General features: G+C 64.6%; 19 protein-coding genes. 10 read left to right on the top strand and 9 right to left on the bottom strand.

Going from position 1 to position 21,021, the window contains the following annotated elements; genetic code table 11:
* Positions 1–24 precede the first annotated feature (24 nt).
* Together IFJ82_RS05550 and IFJ82_RS05545 are read left to right on the top strand one after the other, a co-directional pair.
* Positions 25–702, top strand: a complete 678-nt coding sequence (locus IFJ82_RS05550; protein WP_075596077.1) for a phosphatidylserine decarboxylase — start codon at positions 25–27, stop codon at positions 700–702.
* Positions 703–708: 6 nt separating this feature from the next.
* Positions 709–1,572 (top strand): CDP-alcohol phosphatidyltransferase family protein, encoded by an 864-nt coding sequence (locus IFJ82_RS05545; protein WP_192265855.1) that lies wholly within the window; start codon positions 709–711, stop codon positions 1,570–1,572.
* 281 nt (positions 1,573–1,853) lie between these two features.
* Here the strand turns inward: IFJ82_RS05545 and IFJ82_RS05540 are convergent, their stop codons facing one another.
* The 9 genes from IFJ82_RS05540 to IFJ82_RS05500 form a co-directional block, all read right to left on the bottom strand.
* Positions 1,854–2,300 carry an NADH-quinone oxidoreductase subunit B family protein gene (locus IFJ82_RS05540; protein WP_075596076.1) on the bottom strand — a complete coding sequence of 149 codons (447 nt, stop codon included), beginning with the start codon at positions 2,298–2,300 and terminating at the stop codon, positions 1,854–1,856.
* Between the two features lie 176 nt (positions 2,301–2,476).
* Positions 2,477–4,021: an NADH-quinone oxidoreductase subunit D-related protein gene (locus IFJ82_RS05535; protein ID WP_192265853.1), complete on the bottom strand. Its 1,545-nt coding sequence runs from the start codon at positions 4,019–4,021 to the stop codon at positions 2,477–2,479.
* The gene (locus tag IFJ82_RS05530) at positions 4,021–5,280 is read right to left on the bottom strand and encodes a hypothetical protein (RefSeq protein ID WP_192265852.1); all 1,260 of its coding nucleotides are present in this window, start codon (positions 5,278–5,280) and stop codon (positions 4,021–4,023) included. Before IFJ82_RS05530 ends, IFJ82_RS05535 begins: the two co-directional genes overlap by 1 nt.
* Complete coding sequence (locus tag IFJ82_RS05525) at positions 5,280–5,840, bottom strand: hypothetical protein (protein ID WP_192265850.1); 561 nt, start codon at positions 5,838–5,840, stop codon at positions 5,280–5,282. The genes IFJ82_RS05530 and IFJ82_RS05525 overlap by 1 nt, the downstream gene beginning before the upstream one ends.
* On the bottom strand, positions 5,840–6,802 hold the full coding sequence (locus tag IFJ82_RS05520) for a hypothetical protein (RefSeq protein WP_192265848.1): 963 nt from the start codon (positions 6,800–6,802) through the stop codon (positions 5,840–5,842). Before IFJ82_RS05520 ends, IFJ82_RS05525 begins: the two co-directional genes overlap by 1 nt.
* A gap of 28 nt (positions 6,803–6,830) precedes the next feature.
* A complete protein-coding gene (locus IFJ82_RS05515; protein WP_192265846.1) occupies positions 6,831–8,639 on the bottom strand; it encodes a proton-conducting transporter transmembrane domain-containing protein in 1,809 nt (602 codons plus the stop codon).
* Between the two features lie 136 nt (positions 8,640–8,775).
* A complete protein-coding gene (locus tag IFJ82_RS05510) occupies positions 8,776–9,627 on the bottom strand; it encodes an aldo/keto reductase (protein ID WP_040512471.1) in 852 nt (283 codons plus the stop codon).
* 102 nt (positions 9,628–9,729) lie between these two features.
* Positions 9,730–10,173 carry a DNA polymerase III subunit chi gene (locus IFJ82_RS05505; protein ID WP_075596072.1) on the bottom strand — a complete coding sequence of 148 codons (444 nt, stop codon included), beginning with the start codon at positions 10,171–10,173 and terminating at the stop codon, positions 9,730–9,732.
* 401 nt (positions 10,174–10,574) lie between these two features.
* On the bottom strand, positions 10,575–12,044 hold the full coding sequence (locus IFJ82_RS05500; protein ID WP_192265844.1) for a leucyl aminopeptidase: 1,470 nt from the start codon (positions 12,042–12,044) through the stop codon (positions 10,575–10,577).
* 41 nt (positions 12,045–12,085) lie between these two features.
* Between IFJ82_RS05500 and IFJ82_RS15885 the strand changes: the two genes are divergently transcribed.
* The 8 genes from IFJ82_RS15885 to IFJ82_RS05465 all read left to right on the top strand — a co-directional run bounded on the left by IFJ82_RS15885 (position 12,086) and on the right by IFJ82_RS05465 (position 21,021).
* Entirely contained in the window at positions 12,086–12,211 is a 126-nt protein-coding gene (locus tag IFJ82_RS15885; RefSeq protein WP_003620969.1) for a hypothetical protein, read from the top strand.
* A 40-nt stretch (positions 12,212–12,251) separates the two neighbouring features.
* A complete protein-coding gene (cysQ, locus tag IFJ82_RS05495) occupies positions 12,252–13,037 on the top strand; it encodes a 3'(2'),5'-bisphosphate nucleotidase CysQ (protein ID WP_192265843.1) in 786 nt (261 codons plus the stop codon).
* Positions 13,034–14,005 carry an L-threonylcarbamoyladenylate synthase gene (locus IFJ82_RS05490; RefSeq protein WP_192266352.1) on the top strand — a complete coding sequence of 324 codons (972 nt, stop codon included), beginning with the start codon at positions 13,034–13,036 and terminating at the stop codon, positions 14,003–14,005. Before cysQ ends, IFJ82_RS05490 begins: the two co-directional genes overlap by 4 nt.
* A gap of 42 nt (positions 14,006–14,047) precedes the next feature.
* Positions 14,048–14,710, top strand: a complete 663-nt coding sequence (locus tag IFJ82_RS05485) for a hypothetical protein (protein WP_064305438.1) — start codon at positions 14,048–14,050, stop codon at positions 14,708–14,710.
* The gene (locus IFJ82_RS05480) at positions 14,707–16,161 is read left to right on the top strand and encodes an FAD-binding oxidoreductase (RefSeq protein ID WP_192265841.1); all 1,455 of its coding nucleotides are present in this window, start codon (positions 14,707–14,709) and stop codon (positions 16,159–16,161) included. The genes IFJ82_RS05485 and IFJ82_RS05480 overlap by 4 nt, the downstream gene beginning before the upstream one ends.
* An 89-nt stretch (positions 16,162–16,250) precedes the next feature.
* On the top strand, positions 16,251–17,411 hold the full coding sequence (lptF, locus tag IFJ82_RS05475; RefSeq protein ID WP_062809123.1) for an LPS export ABC transporter permease LptF: 1,161 nt from the start codon (positions 16,251–16,253) through the stop codon (positions 17,409–17,411).
* Positions 17,408–18,523, top strand: coding sequence for an LPS export ABC transporter permease LptG (gene lptG, locus IFJ82_RS05470; RefSeq protein ID WP_003620979.1), 1,116 nt, complete (start codon positions 17,408–17,410; stop codon positions 18,521–18,523). Before lptF ends, lptG begins: the two co-directional genes overlap by 4 nt.
* Entirely contained in the window at positions 18,523–21,021 is a 2,499-nt protein-coding gene (locus IFJ82_RS05465; RefSeq protein ID WP_408887806.1) for an LPS-assembly protein LptD, read from the top strand. The genes lptG and IFJ82_RS05465 overlap by 1 nt, the downstream gene beginning before the upstream one ends.

The following is a 21,021-nucleotide window of genomic DNA, read 5'->3' as shown; positions in this document are numbered from 1 at the left end:
CGAAATCTTCATGAAGCTTGTCCCATGTCGCTGATCCAATCCCTGAAGCTCGTCATGTCGCGCCCCCACCCGGCGGCCCGTCCCTTTCTGCTGGCCTCTGGCGCGGGCGCGCTGCTGGGTCGCGCCCTGCCATTCCGGGCCACGAAACTGGCGGGCACGGCGTGCGGCCTGTTCTTTGGCTTCTGCCTGTATTTTTTCCGTGACCCCAAACGCGTGGTCCCGGCGGATACGCATGCCGTCGTCGCCCCGGCCGACGGTCACGTCGTTTCGGTGGAAAAGGTCGCCCCTCCCCCCGAACTCGACATGGGCACGATGCCGGTGTGGCGGATCGCAACGTTCCTTTCGGTGCTTGACGTGCATGTCAACCGCATGCCCGCCGCCGGCACCGTCACACGCGTGGCCTATCACGCGGGACAGTTCCTGAACGCCAGCCTGGACAAGGCGTCGGAGCTGAACGAACGCAATGCCTTACGCCTGACCCTGCCCGATGGCCGTAACATGGCCGTGGTGCAGATCGCGGGCCTGATCGCACGACGTATCCTGTGCGATGCCGAAGAGGGGATGAAATACGAAAAGGGCGAACGTTTCGGCCTGATCCGCTTTGGCTCGCGCACCGACCTGTACCTTCCCGAAGGCGTGGAACCGCTGGTGGAGGTCGGGCAGACCATGACCGGTGGCGAAACGGTCATGGCGCGGCTGTAACCCGCAATGACCGATGCTTCCCCGGCTACAGCGCCCAAGCGACACAGGCGCCTGATCCGGCGCAGGCGACCGCGGGTGCGTGGGCCGTCCTTCAACCGCATGGTGCCCAACATCATGACGATGCTGGGCCTGTGCGCGGGCCTGACGGGCATGCGCATGGGGCTGGAGGGACGTTTCGGCGAGGCCGCGACCGCATTGCTGATTGCCGCGTGCATCGACGGGCTTGACGGGCGCATCGCGCGCCTGCTGCGCGGGACCAGCCGGTTTGGCGCGGAATTCGACAGCCTGTCGGATTTCCTGTGCTTTGGCGTGGCTCCTTCCTTTGTCCTTTACCTGTGGGCGCTGAAGGAAGGTGGCCGGTTTGGCTATGTCCCGTGCATCATGTTCACGGTGTGCATGGCACTGCGCCTGGCCCGGTTCAACGCCAGCCTTGATGATGTGGAACAACCCAAATACGCCAGCAACTTCTTCACCGGCGTACCGGCCCCTGCGGGCGCGGGACTTGCGATGTTTCCGTTATTCCTTGGGCTGGAGGCGCACAAGCTGGGTTGGGACTCCCTGTATGAGATCGCACGCGACCCGCTGATGCCCGCCCTTACGCTGAGTGGTACGGCCTTCCTGCTGGTCTCCACGCTGCCGGTCTGGTCCTTCAAGAATTTCAAGGTTCCCGCCCCTTTTGTCCTGCCGGTCATGCTGGGGATCGGGGGGTATGCGGCCGTATTCGTGGCCGACCCATGGGGCGCACTGGCGGGTGCGGGCATTATCTACCTGCTTCTGCTGCCACTCAGCCGCCGTAGCTTCCACCACCTAAAAAAAGAGGCGGAAGCCCTGCAGCAGGAAGAAGATCCCGCCGACCTTCCGACGGCCTGACGCGCCATGTCACACTCCCGCCATGGGTAATGCCTGTGGGCCGTGGGCGTTTCGCTGATGCCGCCCGCACTGGCACATGGCAACGGTCCTGGCGATCTTCGGCAACCATGCTTTCGAAACAACCCATTGATAAAAAACAAGAAAAGTTTTTGGTTACCGCCTTTTGATCGAAAAAGGCGGTGTCTTCTGAAGCTTTTTAGAAAAAGCTTCACCAAAAACCTTTATAATTTCAGGATGTTATTGAGCCTGACTTTTTAAACAGTCTCATAGTAAAAAAGCCTTTAATCCTGAACATCCCCGGACGGTTGCGCCAACCCGGCCTCGCGCACCCAACGGACAATTGCGGACTGGATCATGTCGGGTGATGGCGGGCATCCGGGCAATGACAGGTCCAGATGCACGCGTCCACGCAAGCCACCCAGCACCGCGTAATTTTCCCCGAACATTCCCCCATCAATGGCGCAATCGCCAATCGCCATCAGGGCACGCGGCCCCGGCATCGCCTGCCATGCCTGTTCCAGCACTGGCACCATCGCCCGCGTCACCGGCCCCGCGACCAGCAGGATATCCGCATGGCGCGGGGAGCGCACGAAACATATCCCCTTACACCCTGCGTCATCCGCCGGAACGTCAAGGGCCGCAAGTTCCATGGCACATCCGGCACATCCCCCTGTCTCCAGAAAAAAGACCGAGACCATGCCCACAGCCGTGGCAGGTGTACGTGCCATTCCATCCCTCTCCATCGCTGACCTGCCTGCCGGAAAGACAGGTTGAGTAAAACCATTCGATCTATAGGGGGACGCTTTTTTCGGGAATACTCCGCAATTCATCCCTCGGTTTTGGAACAGATGGTGGCTGAACGCTTTTGTTATTTATAAACATACTGCGTGCGACATATCCCATGTTACAGATCAGCACCGGCCGGTGACAGGCCAAAGGAACGCATAATGACGGGCATGTCCGTCTCATGGGCATCACGCATCGCAATTTCCGATGCCAGCATATGGGCGGGCGTGGACTCACATATCCCAATCGCCGCCACATGGCCGTCCTGCATCCTGACCCAATAACGGATTGCCCCGCGCGGCCCTTCGGAATACCCCACCCCTTCTCCATCACCGACAAAAGCGCGCGCGCCATGCCCCGCCGCAGGCTGCGCACCGGACAGGACGGCACCAAGTTCGCCAAGGATACGCACGCACCCGCCCACCACACCAAGGCGGACACGCATGCGCGCATCCACATCCCCCGACAGTTCCACGCCCGCAGGCAGCCAGCCATCGTGATATCCGGGGGTAAGCGCACGCAGGTCGCCTTCCCGCCCGGAGGCACGGGCAATCACGCCCGTCACACCCAGTTCCCGCGCCATATCCGGGGGCAGAACGCCCAACCCGCGCACCAGCCCCCCCAACCCGCGCGGATGGCGATATAAGGCCTCCAGCCGCGCATGCCTCACACGCACCCAGTCGCACAGTTCCCCCACCCCTGCGGCAAAGGCCGTGACGGACACTCCTTCCCCCCCGAATGCCACGACATCCATCAGCACCCGTCGCCCGAACGCCGCGCCACACAGCGCCATGACATGTTCGCGGGCCTGCGCACATTCCCGCGCCAGCCGTGTATCCCCTGCTGCCTGCGCCACACCACCGATATCGAACAGCACCGTCGCCACGCGTTCCAGTTCACACAACATCGCGCGCCCGGCGGCAACGTGGCAGCCGACCTCCTGTCGCATGGCATGTTCCATGGCACGCGCCAACGCGGCCTGATGGGCGACCGCAGCCGCACCATCAATCCGCGCGGCCAGCCGCAGCGCCCGCGCCGGGTCGCCCCCCTGCATGCGCGCCACAACACCCCGGTGGGCATATCCCATCCACCACTGCGCATCGACAACACGCGCGCCGGGAAGCGCAAGCCGCAGATAGGCCGGTGCATGAAAACCCCCATCCGCAGGCCCATATTCACAGATCGTGCCCCCCGCCCGCATGACCTCGGCAACCTCGCGGAACTCGGCCACGGCACTGCCCTGTATCGATACACCGCGTCCGGACAGGGGCCATGTCACACCCCATGCCCCATGGTCCAGCCATGGTCGCAGGTCATGCGCATCCAGCGCCTCCACCCCCCACAGATCGTGGATCATGCGTTCATACACACTCGCCACCGGGCAGGCACATGACAGGCCCCAGTAACGCTGCATCCCCACCGGGGTTGAAAAAACACGCACTTCCCCACGTTGCGGGGCCAGCATGGCAAAGGCCGCATGCCCGTCACACCACATGCCCACAAACGGCGACGGGTCCATCACAAGGCAGGCCAGAAGATCACGCCATGCATCTTCTGGCAGGGACAACCGCCATGGGGCCCCCTCCGTAATGAAGCCCCCTTCGTCCTCCCACCGCGCCAACAGCACCGACAGCGCGTCCCTGGCCGCCGCATGCGCCATCATCACAGCCCCACAGGATACAGCACGACCACCAGTCCCCCCACCAGCAACGCCAGCAGGGCAAGCGCGCTGGCATTACGTGCAAGAACGCCCGTCATCGTATCCGGCACCTGTTGTTGCTGTCGCGCGCCCGTCACATCCCCCCGTTCCGCCTGGCATCCCACCAGCAACAGCCACAAGGCGGGCAACAGCGCCACCATCGCCCATATCGAAACATGCGCAACCGCCATCACCGTCATCATCATGGCCACGAACGGCAAGGTGGGGGGCAGGCCGCGACGGACATACCCCAACACGGCAGGCCATGGCGCGCCCCACGACCGCAGGGGCGCGCACAGGCACACGGCCATCATCGCAAGGAGGGTCGCCATCGTGCCCACCGGCCCACCGGCCCCCACGCCCATGACCGCCAGCCCGATCCAACCCGCCATCATATGCCCCCATTGCCGACGGCCCCCGTGCATCGGCATGCGCGCGGACAGGTCATCGACCGGCATGCGCGCCTGCCATATCCATCCCCGATCGTGCCATACCATCAGCGCGGCGAACCAGACCATCACCCCGCCCATACCAATCATCATCGCACGCAGCGTCACCGCCGCTTGTTGCGCATCAAGTGATACGACCGGCCCCGACAACAGGTACAGCACCGGGACCACCGGCATGATGCACAATCCCCCGTCCCGCCCGACCGGCAACGACATCCCGATCAGCCCGCACGCCCCCAGCAACCCCGCGGCCAGCAGCACCATCCCCAACCCGTCAAGCGGCCCGTTACCCAGCGGAGACAGTACCAGCGCCCCGGCCTGCGCCACAATCACGCCCGCTGCCCCCGCGTGGAAAAAACGCCATCCCTCACGCGCCTGCCCATGGCGCAGGACCACGGGCACGACACGCATCAGCAACGTCAACGCCAGCAACGCGATCGTGACATCCACATCATCCGCCGCAATCGCCGCCATGGCATTGCCTGACACACACTGCGCCATGATCGCATCAATACGGCCGTCACGCCCCCATGCCGCCATCCTCCCCATATGCACCATGGTGACAAGACACAGCAGGACCGGCGGGCACAACAGCAGCGCGTCGTGTACGGACAGCGCGCACGCCCACCACCACATGAGTGCGCAGGCCAGCCCCACGACCGACAGCACCGCCGCGCGCGTACGTTCCCCCCCACGCGACGGCACCACAAGCGCCAGCGCCGACAGGTAGGGCCAGCACACGGCCATACACATCCATGGCGAAAGCCCGCCCATCACCAGTCGCCATCCCCGGTGGCGGGATCACGCGGCATGGTCCTGCGGATCATGAACACCATGGTGGCCTGCATGATGCATCCCACAATCACCGGCAGCATGCGCCCCGCAATACCCGACAGCAGCAGCCATCCCTCCAGCGCGCAGGCCAGCGCCGCGCACTGGCGCGCGCGATCACGCTCCACCGCCGCGGCAAGCAACCCGCACAAAATGGCCGACAGCCCCGCCACGACCTCCAGGCGTCCCTCTACATCCAGTGCATCAGGGGGCACCGCGATGGACAGCAGCGTCACCATCAGCAGCCCCCCCCCAAGACGCAGCACAAGGGCATGGCCACGCCGCACCGGATGGACGCGCGCGCGCAGGTTCCATGCAACAAGGCCACCCAGCACCACCGCACCAGCCGCCGCGGGCAGGCAGGTCTGCACCGCCCCCCCTTCCCACGCGACCATCAGCAGGCACGACGCCGCCAGCCCCCCCTGCCAGACCAGCATCACCCCGCCCGCATCGGGACCGAACAGCGAAACAAACACCACCATTCCCAGGAGTACTACCAGCATCACCCGAATTCCCGACCGGCAAACAGCAGCACGATGGCCAGGCATCCGCACAACAGCGCCAGCCCCGCCCGCAGGCGCGCCACCTGTCCCGATGCCATGACAAAGGTACGCAGGCATGCAACCACGCCACACAGGCCCAGCGTGCGTACGCCCCACAATGCAATAGCGGCCATCATCCCCACGAACAGGCGCGGACTGCCCGTCGTATCGGGAATGACGATGGCATCGGGCCATAACAGGTCCCCACCCAGCGTGATCCATGCCAGCGTCACCAGATCACGTGCAAACAGCATGACGGCACGATCCGGCCCCGCAAGGTTGTCCATCATCACGTTGAAAGCCCGCCCACCACCTGCCGCGACCCGGTCCACGCCCACAAGGATGAACGCCCCCCCCGCCAGCGCCAGCGGCCCGCGTATGCCCGCACTGTCCTGTGTCATGCGCATGAACCGCACAAGCCCGGCGATGGTCGTACCCGGCGTCGCCATCCACGGCACCGCCACCGCCATCACCAGCGCGGGCACAAGAAGCATCATCCCGACCAGCAGCATCGCCGCCATCCGTCCCTCCCGCCCCTGACCGGAGGCGAGGCCAACGACATGCAACAGGGCCGTCGCCGCGAACAAAAGCCCGGACACCATCAGCAGGTCCGACCCGTCCTCCCCCATCATGCCCAGCGAAAAGGACGGCACCAGCAGTACCGCCGCCAGCACCATTGATAACGCCACCCATGGCGCAAGCGCCGTAACCCCAGCACCCGACGCCGCGCGCATGCCAGAACGCCCCCAGATCCGCGCAATCATGCGCCATCGCAACAGTGGCGCGACCGGCCCGCCACCACCAGCCAGCCCCTGTCGGCACCATGCGATGACACGCGCGCAGACCGGCGCCATCACCATCATCAGCACTAGATGCATCCCCGACAGCAAAAGCCCCTGCATCCCGGCAGCAAGCGCCCCCATCACCCACCGTCCCCCATGACCAGCCCCCTCATGACAGCCAGCACAGGAGTATCATGGCAATCGCGACCCCGACCGGCAGCGCCAGCGACACAAGTCGGTCCGGTGCGTTGGGAACACGCCGCAATGGCAGCACAAGATACCGCCCACAGGCACGCCACGCCCGCAATGCACGCCGCAGCCATATGGCCGCGCCATCGGGCCATCCCGCCATGTCCTGCAACAGGCGCACGAACACCCCTGCCCCCACCTGCGTCAATGGATCGCCAAAGGGCATCCATGGCGGGACAGGCGGCGCCCCCTGTTCCCATGTCGCCACCTGCCGCGTGGCCGACACACCACGCATCCGCCACACAATGCCAACCATCCCCCCCACGACCAGCAACAGCACAAGGCCATGGACCGGAACCAGTACCGACACGCCATCGGGCGATGGCACGGCAAACAACGCAGCAGCATCCATGCCCACCAGCCCGTTCGCCTGCCGCGCCACCTGCGCCATGCCTGCATGCGCCACGACAAGCCACGCCCCCGGCAGCACCGAGACCACGCAGGCCATCACCACCCCCACCACACATCGCCCAAGGATCGGCCATGCAGGATCACACGCCCCGGCACCGCGGGGCGTACGCGGCCGCCCACACAACGCAACCCCCACCAGCCGTACCAGCGCAAGCAGCCGCACCCCCCATGCCACCCCCATGACGATCATGACGCAGGCGATGGGGATTTCATGCGCAAGGCTGCCCCCGTGCGGCAACCCACCGAACAGCCGCAGCAACATCCATGCAATCGAAAACCCGATCAGCGGCGGCAGCCCCCCCACCGCCAGCAACCCGACCGACAGCAGAACCGACAGGCGGGGCATCAGCGTCGCCAGCCCCCCCAGATGCATCAGCACGAGCCACCCGGCCTCCGCCTCCATCGCATCGACAAGACGCAACAGCGCGACCCACACAATACAGCCCGCCGCCATCAGCAGCATCAGGCACGCCACCACGCCGCCAAGCATGTCCGGCAGATCATTGGCCCGCGCGACCAGCCCCAGCCCCGTGACCATGACCGGCAGCGCCGCCGTGCCCCCGAACAGGCCAGACAACACACGGCGCATATCGCGCGCCACCAGCGCACGCAGCGACGCCGCAAGGAACAGTCCCGCCGCAAGCGCCAGCAACGCATATCCCCAGCGTTCAGACAGGACAGGAATATCGGGATAGCAGGCCAGCAGACGCAGCCACAGGTGACACCCCACGACAAAGCCCGCGACATCGGCCATGCGCAACGCGGACAGGTGCCGACGCCCGCCACCGGGCCGCCATGACAGGTGCAGCAGGGGCCATGTCGCCATCAGCACCGCAACCGGCAGCACAAGCCCGCGCGACAATCCCGCCTGCCCTGCCGTTGCAAATGCGACCGGATCAATGACAGGGGGGATGGCAGGAGCGATGCCGCCACCGGTGGACAGCAGCATCGACAGCAACGCCATACCCAGTACACCGCCTGTTCCCCGCCCATGCCGCGCGGCCCCGTCGCGCAATGCGACAATGACGCATGCCCCGGCCATTGCCGACACGACCGGGCCGCCCGCCACGGCAAATGCGGCGGCACTACATGCCAACGCCCCCGCCAGCCCTGAATACAGGCCCACAAGCGCCACCAGCAACAATGCCGAAAGCGCCAGCGGATCGGGATGGAACAGCATAATCAGACGCGATGCACCGCCCCCCGCCGCGATACGCGCCAGCGGTTCGGGCAGCAGGGGCAGCAGGGCCACCAGCGTCGCCACCATCACGATGCCCCACCCCGCACGCAACACCGGCACGCAGGCAGGACGCGTCATGGCCCATGCCCGCGATACCAGCCCGCAGGCAAGCATGATGCCAAGAACGACAAGGAGGATGAGAGTGATAATCCGGCCTGCTCCTGCCCGGCATGGTCATTATGGCGTCCCCACCACGACGGGCATGGTCGCGCGGTCAGATCATGGCAAGGGATTCCTTGCGACGCGGCGGCGGGATTGCACCATCAATCTCCGCCAGATCGGCTTTCGTCAACTCCAGTTCGGCCGCCGCCATGTTTTCACGCTGATGGACGGGCGACCCCGCCTTTGGAATCGCCAGCACGCCGGGCTGGCGCAGCACCCATGCAAGTGCGACCTGCGCAGGCGTCGCCGGGCCAAGCGAGGTTTCATGCCGTGCCGCCACCCGACGCAATACCGCCGCATCCAGCAGTTCGCCGCCCTGTCCCAGCGGGGAATAGGCCATCGTCACAATCCCCGCCGCCCGGTCATCGCCCAGCAGGTCATATTCCACCCCACGGTAATCAAGGCTGTAGAGCACCTGATTGGCGCAGCACGGGTCAGGCGTGTGGATGCGGGCAAGTTCACGCATGTCATCGACATCGAAATTGGACACGCCCCATGCCCGGATCATCCCAGCACGCTTCAGATCCTCAAACCCCGCCACCGTTTCCTCCAGCGGGATCGACCCCCGCCAGTGCAGGAGGTAGAGGTCCAGATGATCCGTGCCCAGCAGCTTCAGCGAGGCCGCACACGCCTTGCGCACCCCCGCGCGTGAAGCGTTGGAGGGAAGGACCTTGTCAACAAGGTATACATCATCGCGCCGCCCGGCGATCGCCGCACCCACAAGGCGTTCGGACCGGCCGGAACCATACATCTCCGCCGTGTCAACAACCCGCAGGCCACCATCAAGCCCCATGCGGATACTGCGTATTTCCGCATCGCGACGCGCGTTGTCATCCCCAAGGTTCCATGTCCCCATACCCAGCGCGGGGACAGTCATGCCATTGGGGAATGTAACGTTCTTCATGCTGCGCGGCCTTTCATTCATTGCCCGTGATATGCCCTGTGCCGCCTGCGGGCCATGACCGTCATGGCCCCGCGGGGGGAACCATCCCGACCCGACACCGGTTTACCGACGCGTCCATCCCTTTGCCTGCTGTTGCCAGTATGTCAGGGTATGCCCTGCCTCCCGGCAGGCTTTCCACCGCTGCCGCGCCGCCGCAACGGCATTTTCATCATGGCCGTCGAACAGGTCGAACACCCGTTCAAAAAGACCCGGCTGCGTGCAGGACACACCATCAATCAGGAATGCGAAGGTCGCGCCATTGGGCACGTCCTCCCCCGCCGTCAGCCAGATTGGCTGCCAGCTTTCATGTCCCAGCGCACGGGTGCCATGCGGCAGCCATAACGGGTCGGTGGCACGCCACAGGGCGTCATCAAGCCATTTGACCCGCGCATCATCGCCACAACGCACGACCGCGCGGCGACCGGCATCCAGCGTCCGCCCGAGCAGGGCAGGCAGCGCCTGCTCCAGCGTGGAACGCGTCAGGTGATAAAAACCGACCTCCGCCATGAAGTTCCTTCCGCAATCCTGCCCATAACGGGTAGCAGCCATGCCCCAAGGGCTGTCTGCTACCATGCCGGTGATACGCGCGGGACGTCGCCCTGTTCAAGCCGGGGCAACATTTCGTCCCGGGATGTCCAGGCTTTGCAAACTTTCGGGGCCTTGCGGGCTTTGTGAAACACGCCCCCGCAGGCGGCCCCCTGTTACGTCGGTACGCATCGAGGGGGAGGAGCGATCCCTCCCCCCATCATTTTTAAACACAGACGATTGATAAAAATCACAAATTTGGTGACGCTGCCTTATCCTTCAAGACGTGGCAAAGGCAACGCCACCCGAAGACTGTTCAACACCCTTCATTAAAAATTTTATGATCCCAGCATGTTACCGGTCCCGTCTGTGCAAACAGCCATTCAGCCTTCGTAATGTTCGCGCACAAGCGCATCAAGCAGCCGTACGCCAAAGCCCGTCGCCCCCTTGGGCACGCAGGCCGATGCCTTGTTTGCGAACGCGGTGCCCGCGATGTCCAGATGTGCCCACGGCACCTTGTTGACGAAACATTCAAGGAATTTCGCCGCCGTGATCGACCCTCCGGCGCGACCGCCGATGTTCTTGAGATCCGCGATGTCCGAACGTAGCAGTTCAAGATAGGACGCGCACATCGGCATGCGCCACAGCCTGTCGCCCACGCCTTCGCCGGTCGTGGCCAACTGCTGCGCCAGCGCATCGTCGTTGGAGAACAGGCCCGCGCGTTCGGTACCAAGGCTGACGACGATCGCCCCCGTCAGGGTGGCAAGATCAACCATGAAGCGCGGCTTGAAACGGTCCTGCGCATACCACAGCACATCGGCCAGTACCAGACGGCCTTCGGCATCGGTATTGAGTACCTCGATCGTCTGGCCCGACGCGGTGCGCACCACGTCGCCCGGCCGCTGCGCATCGCCCGACAGCATGTTTTCCACCAGCCCCACGACACCCACGGCATTGACGCGCGCCTTGCGCCCGGCCAGTGCCGCAATCGTGCCAACCACGGCGGCAGCCCCACCCATGTCGGTCTTCATTTCCTCCATGCCGGCGGCGGGCTTGATGGAAATCCCACCCGAATCGAAGGTAACGCCCTTGCCGATGAACGCCACCGGGGCCTCGTCTTCCGTCCCGCCATTCCAGCGCATGATGACGGTGCGTGGCGGCACGGAACTGCCCTGCCCGACGCCAAGCAGCGCGCCAAAGCCCAGTGCGTGCATGGCCTCGCGGTCAAGCACCTCGACCTCCACCCCAAGGTCACGCAGCTTCGTGATACGGGCCTCGAACGTGTCGGGACGCAGCATGTTCGCCGGTTCATTGACCAGATCACGACACAGCAGCACGCCACGTGCAACCGCCGACAGCCCCACCCATGCCGCCGTGGCGCCAGGGGCGTCGATGCTGAGGAACTCCAGCCCCTCCAGCTTCCACGCCTCGCCCTCGCGCCAGATGGTGCGATAGGAATCAAAGCGGTAGGCCCCAAGCACAGCCCCAAGCGCGACATGCGCGGCAAGGTCGCCCGGCAGGGTGTCAAGCACGACCGCGGCACGCGCCGTCACCTTGCCCAGCGCGGAGACGACGCTTCCGCCCGCCTGTTCCGCCACGCGCGCGTCAATTCCCTCACGCGGGCCAAGGCCGACAAGCACAACACGTTCCAGCCCCGCACCAGGGGCAAGGACGACGCACGACGCCTTGGCCGCAAAGGAAAAATCCGCAGCTCTGGCCGCGCGCGACAGCGCACCGCCCGTGGCCGCATCCACCTGTGTATACAGCGCGGAAGGCGCACCGTCCGAAGGCGCCAGAATCGCCAGCACGCCCTCGTGCGGGAGGCGGGAATCAGAAAAACCGGTATCGAGCATGAAGCAGTCGCTCCGCTTGAGAAAACAAGGAAACGCGTGACATGAAATCACGCGCGGGGTGCGCGCAGGCCCCTGATACGTCGGGAAAAGCACCACCCCCGCGTCACCATGGCGCGCATGGCGGACATGCCCCGCCGGGGCGGGTGATTACATATCGCATCGCATAAACGCATGACGGCGCGGCATGAGTAAGCTAATGCCATCAGCATGAACATACCATCCTTGCACGCCCCCGGCGACCAGGCCCTGCTCGATCTTGCGGTCCGCCTTGCGACGGAGGCGGCAGCCCTTATCCGTGATATCCGCGCACGCGGGTTTGTGACGCACACCAAGACCGATGACTCCCCCGTGACCGAGGCCGACCACGCGGCGGAGGCGCATATCCTCGCGGGATTGCGCGCCGCCGCCCCATCCATCCCCATCATTGCCGAGGAAGAGGCCGCGGCGGGGATCAAGGTGGAAACCGACCGGACCTACTGGCTTGTGGACCCGCTGGATGGGACACGGGAATTCGCGGCAGGGCGGGAGGATTTTACCGTCAATATCGGGCTGGTGCGCGATCACCGGGCGGTGCTGGGTGCTGTGGCACTGCCGGCATATCATCAGGTCTATGCCGGGCGGGTCGGCCATGGCGCATGGCGACGCGATGCAAACGGGCAGCATGCGATCCATACCCGCACACCGCCTGCGGCGGGGCTCGACGTCCTTGCCTCGCGTCATTACGCCGATGATCCGCGCCTGAAGGCATTGCTGGCGCAACAGCCGGTGGCCAGCATCCGCAACATCGGATCGGCGGCAAAGTTCATCCGCGTGGCCGAAGGGATTGCCGACCTTTATCCCCGCCTCGGCCCGACGATGGAATGGGATACCGCCGCCCCGCAGGCCGTGCTGGAGGCCGCAGGCGGCAGCATCACGGAATTCGACGGCACGCCGCTTGCCTATGGCAAGGCACGGTGGCGCAACCCGCCCTTCATCTGTCGCGGCGCGCAATGACACAGCGGCTGGTGGCGGACAGGGCGGGCATTACACGCGCGGCAGACATCCTGCGCACGGGCGGGCTGGTCGCGTTCGGGACGGAAACGGTCTATGGCCTTGGGGCCGACGCCACCAATGCGGAGGCGGTTGCGCGTATCTTTGCCGCCAAGGAACGCCCAACGTTCAATCCGCTCATCAGTCATTTCCCCGATGCCGCGGCTGCCTTTGTCCATGCCATGGCCGACGGGCGGGCGCACCGGCTTGCGCACCGCTTCTGGCCGGGGCCGCTGACGATGGTGCTGCCCCGCGCGGCCGGGTGCGCCATCAGCGACCTTGCCGGGGCGGGCCTGCCCTCTGTCGCGGTCAGGGTGCCCGACAGCGATACGGCGCGCGCGCTGCTTGCGGCGGCGGGGGTGCCGGTCGCGGCCCCGTCGGCCAACCCGTCAGGCGGCGTCAGCCCGTCGCGCGCGGAACATGTCCTTGACGGGCTGGAGGGGAAGATCGACGCCATACTCGATTCCGGGCCATGTGCCGTGGGGGTCGAAAGCACGATCGTGGACCTGACGGGCGCGCATCCGGTCCTGCTGCGTCCTGGCGGCATCACGATCGAGGCCCTGCGTGAGGTGTGTCCCGACATCACCACACCCCATGACACCAGCGATGCCCGCCCTGTCGCGCCGGGGCGGCTGTCGTCACATTACGCCCCCACACTGCCGGTCCGCCTTGATGCACAGACCGTCGCCCCGGACGAAGCCCTGCTGGCGTTTGGCGCGGAATTACCCGGCAGTCCGCTGACATGGAACCTGAGTCAGGGCGAAAAGCTGGAGGAAGCGGCAGCCCGCCTCTTCGCCGGGCTGCGGTTTCTTGATATGGAAGGACGCAGGCGCGGGTTGCGCGCAATCGCGGTCCAGCCTGTGCCAACGCATGGCCTTGGCGCCGCCATTGGCGACCGCCTGTCCCGTGCCGCCTGCCCACGCCCACGATAACCCGTTGTTGTTCCGCATGACCCGACCCTGGCGACACCTGACATGAGCGATAGCCTAGACCCCAAGGAACTGAAGATCCTGTCGGATATTCTGGCACTGGTGCTGGAGGACAATCCGGGCCAGTCCGAAAACGCGCTGGCGGCCATACGTACACGGGCGCGCAAGAACCAGATGACCGGCGGTGCGCTGAAGAACCTGTTTGCGGCCATCGCCCCCAACCCTCCCCCCCGCCCGGCGGCCAAGCCACGCGCCGCGCGCAGCGGTCGGACAAGTGCCGCGGCGGCGCGCGAAATCCAGGATTCACACGCCCGTATTTCCGAAATGGCCGACAGCATCCGCACGCTGGACGACGAACTGCGCAACGCACGCAAGCTGAACGAGAAATTGCGCAGCGAACTGCTCCTGACGCAGCAGGCCCGCGCGGAAACACAGACCACGCTGGCACAGATACAGGCCCGCCTTGCCACGACGAACACACGCGCCACGCCGCGACGCACCACCCTGATGCTGGCGCTGACGATCGGGACACTGGCGGGGATCGCGATGACGGAACTGTTCCACGCACTTGACAGTTCCCCCGCGCAGGCCAGCGCCCCTTACATCGCCGCGCCCTATACCACCCCATCGCGGCACGGGGGCGCCCCCCACCCCACCGCACAGCCATTGAGCCAACAGCACCAGCTTTCAGGAGGCCTGCCATCATGACCGCCGTATCCCCCACCCCCACGGACCCCGCGCGACTGCTGGAAGAGCTTGGCCGGATTCTGGGGCCGACGGGGGTGCTGACGGCGGCACGCGACATGGACCCGTTCTGCACCGACTGGCGCAACCTGTATCATGGTCGCGCCTGCGCGGTGCTGCGCCCGGCGGATACGCATGAACTGTCTGCGGTGGTGCGCCTGTGTGCAGCGCACGGCGTGCCGATGGTGCCACAGGGCGGCAATACCAGCATGGTCGGTGGCGCGACCCCCGATGACAGCGGGCGTGAAATCGTCATCTGCATGTCGCGCATGAACCGCATCCGTGGCATCGACCCCCATGAAATGACCATGGAGGTCGAGGCGGGCGTCCCCCTGAAGGCCGCGCAGGACGCCGCGCGGGAGGCGGGGATGATGCTGCCGCTGTCGATCTCGTCCGAAGGATCGGCGCAGATGGGCGGCATCCTTGCGACGAATGCAGGCGGCAACAATACCGTGCGTTATGGCAATGCGCGCGAACTGCTGCTGGGGCTGGAGGCGGTCCTGCCCGATGGGGAGGTGTTCCACGGCCTGCGCCGCCTGCGCAAGGATAATACGGGATACGCCCTGCGACAGCTTTTCGTCGGCTCCGAAGGGACGCTCGGCTTCATCACACGCGCGATCATCCAGCTCCAGCCCGCGCCAAAGGAGGTGGAAGTCGCCCTGTGCGCAGTAGAGGACGCACAGGGTGCGCTTGCGCTGTTCAGTGCGTTCCGCGCGCTCGACCCCGCGCTGATCCAGGCGTTCGAATATATGTCGGGCACGGGCATGGCGCTGGTGAACGAACTGATCGCGGGCGCCAGCCTGCCGTTGGAACAGCCCGCGCCGGCCTATGTCCTTGTCGAACTTGCCACCCCGCGTCCCGGCACGGACCTGCGTGCGTTCATGGAAGGTGTGCTGGCGGATGCGATGGAAAAGGGCATCGTGACCGACGCCGTCATGGCCGAGAGCGAGACACAGCGCGCCAACCTGTGGAAACTGCGCGAAGAACATGCCGAGGCGCAGAAACGCGCAGGCGCCAGCGTCAAGAACGACGTGTCCGTGCCCGTGGCGCGCGTGCCCGAACTGATCGCGCGCGCGACACAGGCGTGCATGGACCTGATCCCTGGTATCCGTCCTGCCCCGTTCGGCCATCTGGGCGATGGCAACATCCATTTCAACGTGGTGCAGCCCGTGGACATGCCCGCCGATGCCTTTCTGGCGCGCAGCCATGACATCATGGACGCAGTGGCCGACATCGTGCGCGACCTTGACGGGTCGTTTTCCGCCGAACATGGCGTGGGACAGCTCAAGCCCTATATGATGGCGGAATGGCGTGGTGGCGCGGAACTGGCGACCATGCGCCGCATCAAGGAGGCGCTGGACCCGCACGGCCTGATGAATCCCGGCAAAATCTTCCCCCCCGCCGCACCGCGATGACCCCGCGCGATGCCCGATGGATACAGACTGTTTCAGGACCGGGCGGTAACATATCTTTTTATGCAACGCGATGAGGGTTAGACAGGAGCATGCCTGTCGCCCGCCCCGTCCCCCGATGCTTCTCCACGCGCCTGTCGATTCTGGACCGCTATGTCCTGCGGCAACTGCTGCTGGCGCTTGTCGCGACGACCGGGGCGCTTGCCCTGCTCATCTGGTTGACGCAGTCGTTGCATTTTGTGTCGCTGGTGGTCGGGCGGGGGCTGTCGCTGCGGGTGTTCGTGCAGTTGACAAGCCTGCTGATCCCGTCTTTCGTCGCGGTCATCCTGCCGATCACGACCTTTGTGGTGGTGCAGTTCATCTATCAACGGCTGGGATCGGACCGGGAACTGACGGTGATGCAGGCGGCGGGGCTGTCACCGTTCATGATGGCGCGCCCGGCGCTGTTATGCGCGCTGGTGTCCGTGCTGGCCTGTTATGCGCTCAATCTGTGGGTGGTGCCGACGGCGTACCATGGCTTTCGCCAGTATGAATACCAGATCCGCAACAAGATGGCGGCCTTCCTGATACAGGATGGGGTGTTCACGCAGGTTTCGGATAATATGACCGTCTATATCCGCGCACGCGATCCCAGCGGGATGCTGCATGGCATCATGGTGGAAGATGACCGCCAGCCCGATGCCCAGGCCACCATCCTGGCGGAGGAAGGCAGCTTCGTCATCACCAATGACCAGCCCCGCGTCGTCCTGTTCAATGGCTCGCGCCAGGAAATCGACCGCAAGACGGGGCGACTGAACATGCTGAGTTTCGAGCGTAACACCATCGACCTGTCGGCACCACACGGCACCCAGACCCGGCAGCCCGATGCAAACGAACTGCCGATCACGGCATTGCTGCATCCCAACCTGCGGCAGTTTTCGCCGCGTGATGAAAAAAAGATGATCATCGAGGCATGGCGCCGCCTGACCTCGCCATTATGTGCATTCTCCTTTGCCATGATTGGCCTGCTCAGCGCGCTGGGCGGCGGGTTTTCGCGCCATGGCAATATCGTGCGCCCCGTGGCCGCAACCCTTGCGGTAGTGGCGGTGCAGGCGCTGACGCTGCTGGTGCAGAACCTCGCCAGCCGTAACCTGGCGCTTATGCCATTGATGTGGGTATCCGCCGTCCTGCCGGGGATGGTGTGCATGGCCATGCTGTTCTGGCCTGAATTCCGCATCCGCCGCGCCGATACAGGGACGATCCCGCCGCGATGACCTTCGCCCTGACCCTTTCGCTGTATATCGCGCGCCAGTTCACCTATGCCGTGCTGGCGGTAATCGCGTTCCTGACGGGACTGATTACGCTGTTCGATTTCATCGACCTTCTGCGCCGCGTCTCCAGCAGGCCCAACGTGCCCGCCTCCCTTGTCAGCGAGATCGCGGTCCTGCACATCCCCTTCGCCATGCTGGAAATCCTGCCCTTTGGCGTGTTGCTGGGCGGGATCATCTGTTTCTGGCGGCTGGCGCGGTCATCCGAACTGGTGGTGGCGCGCGCGGCGGGCATTTCCGCGTGGCAGTTCCTTGCCGGCCCGGTCGGCTGCGCGCTGCTGATCGGGGCGCTGTCCACCACGGTCATCAGCCCCCTGTCTTCCGCCATGTACCGCCGCGCGGAAATACTGGACCAGCAGTACCTGCGTGAAAGCACGGTCAAGACCATCAACATGAGCGGGGGCGCCCTGTGGATGCGCCAGTCCGACAGTGGGCTGGTGGATCATGGTGTCGCCATCATCCATGCCCGCCGCGTCAGGCTGCGGGATAATGTGATGCGCATTTCCGGCATCAGCATCTTCCGCCTTGACGGACAGGACCACATGCTGGCGCGGATCGAGGCGGGACATGGCTATCTCGGTAACGGCCGCTGGGTGCTCGAAGGTGCGCGGCTGCTGCATCCTGATGAAAACCCGGTGGACATGGGACATATGACCCTGCGCGCGGACCTGACGCTTGCGGGGGTGCAGGACAGCCTGGCGTCGCCAAATACGTTGTCGGTCTGGGCGCTGCCGGGATTCATCAAGCTGCTTAACCGTTCGGGCTTTTCCTCCATCCGCCATCGCCTGCGTTTCCAGAGCCTGCTGACGCTGCCGGTACTGTGCGGGACAATGGCGCTGGTGGCGGCAGGATTTTCCATGCGTCCGGCCCGGCGTGGCGGCGTGGTGCGCATGATCAGCCTGGGCGTGGGGGCGGGTTTCGCGCTGTTTGCCATTTCCAAGATCGCCGCACAGTTCGGGGAATCCGGTGCCCTGCCCCCGGTGCTTGCGGCGTGGGCCCCCACCGGGGCCGGGCTTTGTCTTGCAGTTTCTCTGCTTCTTCATCTAGAGGACGGTTAATGGTCCGTCCTGCCCCTCCCCCGCGCCACCGCGATACCGCGCGCATGCGCCCTGCCACGCCACGACGGCCATCGCGCATGTCGTTGCTTTCGGCAACGATATTGGGGGGCATGGTCCTGGGGGGCATGCTGCTCGGCGGGATCGGGCCGGCATGTGCGGACAGTGCGCCGGACACGACGCCCGATGCGTCGCGCGCCGTGCAGACCACGGTGTCCAAGGGGGCCGCATCCATGCGGGGGCGGCATGTCCATTCACAGGCGGCGGCATCACAGCCTGACGCGGCGAACCCCGCCCCCGCAAAGCCACACGGCGCCGCATCGTCAAGCACCGTCTCCACCGGCGACCCCGTGACATTCCAGGCCGACCATGTTGCCTATGACAGCAAGAACGGCCTCGCGATCTGGAGCGGAAACGTCCAGATCTGGCAGAATGACCAGGTCATGCGCGCGGACAAGGTGGTGTACGACCGCAATACCGGCGTGGCCTCCGCCTCGGGCAATGTCGCCCTTGTCGAACCAGACGGCACGGTGATGTTCACCAGCTATGCCGAGCTGAGCAACGGCATGCGCGACGGCATCATGAGCAAGATGTACGCGCAGATGGACGACAACGCCCGCATGGCGGCGAATGGCGTGCGCCGCACGGGGGGCAAGGTCAATGACCTGACACGCGTTGTCTATACCGCGTGCGAGATCTGCGACCGCCACCCCGAACGCGCGCCCTTCTGGCAGATCCGCGCCTATGACGCATCGCACGACCTGCAGCACAAGCGCATCGAATTCCGCGACGCCTTCGTCGATTTCTTTGGCGTGCCGATCTTCTACCTGCCTGCCTTTTCCATGACCGACCCGTCCGTGCGACGCCAGAGCGGCTTCCTCACCCCGGGTTTCACGCCGCATAACCGTTATCTTGGCACGTATGTGACCATCCCGTATTACTGGGTGATTGACGGGCAATCCGACCTCGTGGCCGAAGGGCTGTTCTCCACCCGGACGGGACCGCAGCTCAGCGCGCAATATCGCCACCGATTCAATTTCGGCAGCATGAACCTGCGTGCGGGCATCGCATACGATACCCATCATGACATCAATTATATCAATACTTTCGGCAATGAGGTTGACAGTAAAGACAACCACGGCGTCCAGGGGTATTTCTTTGGCTCCGGCCGGTTCTCCCTCAACAAGACATGGCGCCTTGGCGCGCATATCAATGTCGCAAGCTCCGCCAACTACATGCGTGACTACCGCGTGTCGGGATACGGGCAGGACACGCTGAATTCGAACATCTATCTCGAAGGGTTCGGCACGGGGTCATATTCACGCATCGACGCGCAGGCCTATCAGGGCCTGAATCAGGGCATCATCCACAACCATGACCTGCCATGGGTGCTGCCGCGCTATACCTACAGCTATTTCGGGCAGCCCGATGCGCTTGGCGGGCGGTTCAGCCTCGATACGACCGATTTCTATGTCTATCGTGAAAACGGGACATCGGACCAGCGCGGGCAGCTTACGCTGAACTGGGACAGGCCGTTCCGCAATTCACTGGGGCAGATATGGGACCTGACACTGCATGTCGAATCGGCCATCCACCGCGCGACACAGCTTAACGAGCAGCCAAATTACGCCAAGACCACCCGCAGCCAGGTCGCAGGCCAGGTCCTGCCCACCGTGGCGCTGAAACTCAACTGGCCCTTCCTGCGCAGCTTCAACCGTGGCCGCGGGTCGCAGATCCTTGAACCGATTGCGCAGATCATTGCCGCCCCCAACACGGGCAACAGTTCCTCGCGCTTCATCCCCAACGAAGACAGCCTGTCCTATGAATTCACCGACCAGACACTGTTTGCGCTGAACCGTTATGCCGGGACGGACCGGCTGGATGGCGGGCTGCGCGCCAATGTCGGGCTGCATTCGAACTGGACATGGGATGGCCACCAGGTTGACGTGCTGGTGGGTGAAAGCTTCCAGGAGCATGTCGAACATGACCGCATCCCCTATTCCGGGTTGAGCCATCACCTGTCCGATGTGGTGATGGGCGCACGCGTCGTCCCCAACCACTTCTTTGACTTTGATGGGAAAATGCGCCTTGACCCCTATGCCGGCCGGGTCGATTTCGCCGATGCGCTGGGAAGTGCGGGGTTCAAGTATTTCCGCGTTAATGGCGGCTATATCTATGAACCGGTGACGCCTTATTATTATTACGCAAATAATCCCTATACCTCGACGCCGCCGTCGATCTACTATAAGCCGATAAGCGAGCTGACATTCGGTGCTTCGACAACGTGGGACAACTGGCACCTTGCGGGGTATATCCGCCGCAGCCTGGCACGCCAGCAGAGCGTGTCCGTCGGTGGCGATGCGGGATACCAGAATGACTGTTTCGGCATTGATGTGATGTACCTCAAGCAATACACCACAATTGGTGGTCAGCAGAGCAATTCGACCGTAATGTTCTCCCTGACGTTCAAGACCATCGGTTCGTTTGGCATGAATGGCTGA

It is taken from the genome of Novacetimonas hansenii, assembly GCF_014843995.1.
Classification (GTDB): Bacteria; Pseudomonadota; Alphaproteobacteria; order Acetobacterales; family Acetobacteraceae; genus Novacetimonas; species Novacetimonas hansenii.
Note: the sequence above shows the minus strand (reverse complement) of the source record. Positions and strands in the feature narration are given on the sequence as shown.

Bases quoted from the DNA above. Each gene is read 5' to 3' on its own strand.
- IFJ82_RS05510 (WP_040512471.1), bottom strand. From the start codon at position 9,627: ATGAAGAACGTTACATTCCCCAATGGCATGACTGTCCCCGCGCTGGGT.
- cysQ (WP_192265843.1), top strand. From the start codon at position 12,252: ATGAACATACCATCCTTGCACGCCCCCGGCGACCAGGCCCTGCTCGAT.
- IFJ82_RS05490 (WP_192266352.1), top strand. From the start codon at position 13,034: ATGACACAGCGGCTGGTGGCGGACAGGGCGGGCATTACACGCGCGGCA.
- IFJ82_RS05545 (WP_192265855.1), top strand. From the start codon at position 709: ATGACCGATGCTTCCCCGGCTACAGCGCCCAAGCGACACAGGCGCCTG.
- IFJ82_RS05500 (WP_192265844.1), bottom strand. From the start codon at position 12,044: ATGCTCGATACCGGTTTTTCTGATTCCCGCCTCCCGCACGAGGGCGTG.
- IFJ82_RS05505 (WP_075596072.1), bottom strand. From the start codon at position 10,173: ATGGCGGAGGTCGGTTTTTATCACCTGACGCGTTCCACGCTGGAGCAG.
- IFJ82_RS05480 (WP_192265841.1), top strand. From the start codon at position 14,707: ATGACCGCCGTATCCCCCACCCCCACGGACCCCGCGCGACTGCTGGAA.
- IFJ82_RS05540 (WP_075596076.1), bottom strand. From the start codon at position 2,300: ATGGCACGTACACCTGCCACGGCTGTGGGCATGGTCTCGGTCTTTTTT.
- IFJ82_RS05525 (WP_192265850.1), bottom strand. From the start codon at position 5,840: ATGCTGGTAGTACTCCTGGGAATGGTGGTGTTTGTTTCGCTGTTCGGT.
- IFJ82_RS05535 (WP_192265853.1), bottom strand. From the start codon at position 4,021: ATGATGGCGCATGCGGCGGCCAGGGACGCGCTGTCGGTGCTGTTGGCG.
- lptG (WP_003620979.1), top strand. From the start codon at position 17,408: ATGACCTTCGCCCTGACCCTTTCGCTGTATATCGCGCGCCAGTTCACC.
- IFJ82_RS05550 (WP_075596077.1), top strand. From the start codon at position 25: ATGTCGCTGATCCAATCCCTGAAGCTCGTCATGTCGCGCCCCCACCCG.
- IFJ82_RS05530 (WP_192265852.1), bottom strand. From the start codon at position 5,280: ATGGGCGGGCTTTCGCCATGGATGTGTATGGCCGTGTGCTGGCCCTAC.
- IFJ82_RS05485 (WP_064305438.1), top strand. From the start codon at position 14,048: ATGAGCGATAGCCTAGACCCCAAGGAACTGAAGATCCTGTCGGATATT.
- lptF (WP_062809123.1), top strand. From the start codon at position 16,251: ATGCCTGTCGCCCGCCCCGTCCCCCGATGCTTCTCCACGCGCCTGTCG.
- IFJ82_RS05520 (WP_192265848.1), bottom strand. From the start codon at position 6,802: ATGGGGGCGCTTGCTGCCGGGATGCAGGGGCTTTTGCTGTCGGGGATG.
- IFJ82_RS05515 (WP_192265846.1), bottom strand. From the start codon at position 8,639: ATGACGCGTCCTGCCTGCGTGCCGGTGTTGCGTGCGGGGTGGGGCATC.
- IFJ82_RS05465 (WP_408887806.1), top strand. From the start codon at position 18,523: ATGGTCCGTCCTGCCCCTCCCCCGCGCCACCGCGATACCGCGCGCATG.
- IFJ82_RS15885 (WP_003620969.1), top strand. From the start codon at position 12,086: ATGAAATCACGCGCGGGGTGCGCGCAGGCCCCTGATACGTCGGGAAAA.